This is a genomic window from Aliterella sp. E5.1 (assembly GCF_057473825.1).
The window spans coordinates 1-1,699 of the sequence record NZ_JBYCCV010000337.1 but is presented as its reverse complement, the minus strand read 5'-3'; the positions used below and the strand labels follow the sequence as shown (position 1 = coordinate 1,699).

Here is a 1,699-nt window from a genome sequence, read left to right as displayed (position 1 = left end):
ACGTCTGTTGGCAAACAGGACAGAGATAGCGTTGATGTCCGTTGGGCATCTTGCCGTGTTTATGGGCTTTAGAATGATCACACAAAGGGCATTGCATGGACGAGTTGCAGATGAGAGATCCCCTCTACTCTACCAATCCCACGTTTATTTGACGCACTACCCTTAATTTAACCAGCCACTCGCTTAATCAAAAAGACGAGCCAACTTTGCAGCAGTTAGAGAACCATCTGCAATACTTGAGCCAGGACAAGAAAGCTGCGATCGCTATGACAGCTATTTACGAGGCAACCGAGCCTAGTGCCGTCGATTTCGACCATGTTTGCGATCGCTGTCCTCACTTCAACAAAGCGATCGCCTTACTCCAAGACCTATCCTGCTCAGGACAACTAGCCCTCGCTAGAGCCATAACAGAGGAAATAGCGGTACTAGAGCAATTGCAGGGGGTAAGCCGATGAAACCTCAACGGTGTCCCTTTTGTGGCAGCAGTGTGTCTTTGATAGACAGCGCCAAAATTTACGGTTGCCACTACGGGTTTATCTATTTATGCGACTCTTATCCCCAGTGTGATGCCAAGGTCGGGTGTCATCCTGGGACAATTAAACCCCTCGGAACTTTAGCTGATAAAGAGTTACGGAGATGGCGCAGACTTGCCCATCAAAAGTTTGATCCTCTGTGGAAACTGGGGATGTTCTCTTGCCGTAATGCTGCTTACAAGTGGCTATCGAAAGTAATGAGATTGCCCCTAGAACGGACTCATATTGCTATGTTTGACATCCGGCAGTGCCAAAGAGCGATCGCCTGTATTGAAGCTTTTACGAAAAGTCGGCGCAGTGCCAAAACGAGAGTAAAAACCTGTTGCTAAATAAGGAGAAATACAATGAAGTCTAAAGCACCCGCAATTAATCGTAATGACGGTTTTGATATGGTTGCAGTTTGGGAAAAAGATGGCGTTCGATTCGTTGGTAGCTGAATCACGGTAATCAGTCCGTACATAAGCTACCCAGCCAAGACTTCCAAGTCTAGCTGAACTTCAAGGATGATGTAGGTGAAAGCCCTACCCGTCAAACTCGGACGTGACTCCTTATCTGCCCACAGTGAGTTAACTCGATTTTAACAGGCTGAAGCTGGGAACAGGGCGCAACCAGACAACTTTCTTATTCACAGTTGACACTGGCGCTAACAGGGAGTTCCTATGATGAAACAGATTCTAGAAAAGCATCCTATTTTCTGGCAGTACGTGAATCAGGTAATACCTGGAAAATACTGACCACGCCAGAGATTAGTATCCCGCCGCATTTGTCCGTCGATAGCGGTACGAGTATGGGGTTCTGGCGGGTGAATTGAATCCATCTAAGGGAACGAACAATCACCTTGAGGAACGAATAAAAACAGTCTGTTAGGTCTGGGGCATCGTAACCCCAGTAGGCATGGGCGAGATGCGGAATCCCGCAGATTGGGTAGGATGACCCGTAATTGGGTCAAGGTTCAAAAAACACACCTTTTGGAGCAAAGCATGGTTAGACACGGCGATAACGCTAGTGAACTTTGGAAGAATCTACCCTGGAAGAAATTTCGGCGTGACTTATTCCGCTTGCAAAAACGAGTGTTCAAAGCAGTTTCAGTTGAAGACAAGCGAAAAGCTAGGTCACTTCAGAAACTAATCTTAAAGTCCAAGTCTGCAAGACTATTGGCAATTCGT

4 protein-coding genes are annotated in these 1,699 nt (G+C 46.7%); 3 read left to right on the top strand and 1 reads right to left on the bottom strand.

Annotation, left to right across the window (positions count from 1 at the left end; translation table 11 throughout):
* The coding region (locus tag AC2VE5_RS26975) for an IS1/IS1595 family N-terminal zinc-binding domain-containing protein (protein ID WP_486886923.1) at nt 1–97 on the bottom strand (97 nt) is incomplete at its 3' end.
* 109 nt (nt 98–206) lie between these two features.
* Here AC2VE5_RS26975 and AC2VE5_RS26970 point away from each other — a divergent pair.
* From AC2VE5_RS26970 to AC2VE5_RS26960, 3 genes are all read left to right on the top strand, one after another.
* Entirely contained in the window at nt 207–455 is a 249-nt protein-coding gene (locus AC2VE5_RS26970) for a hypothetical protein (protein ID WP_486890610.1), read from the top strand.
* Nucleotides 452–862 carry a zinc-finger-containing protein gene (locus AC2VE5_RS26965; protein WP_486890609.1) on the top strand — a complete coding sequence of 137 codons (411 nt, stop codon included), beginning with the start codon at nt 452–454 and terminating at the stop codon, nt 860–862. The genes AC2VE5_RS26970 and AC2VE5_RS26965 overlap by 4 nt, the downstream gene beginning before the upstream one ends.
* Before the next feature lie 651 nt (nt 863–1,513).
* A partial coding sequence (locus AC2VE5_RS26960) for a reverse transcriptase N-terminal domain-containing protein (RefSeq protein ID WP_486890607.1) occupies nt 1,514–1,699 on the top strand: 186 nt, incomplete at its 3' end.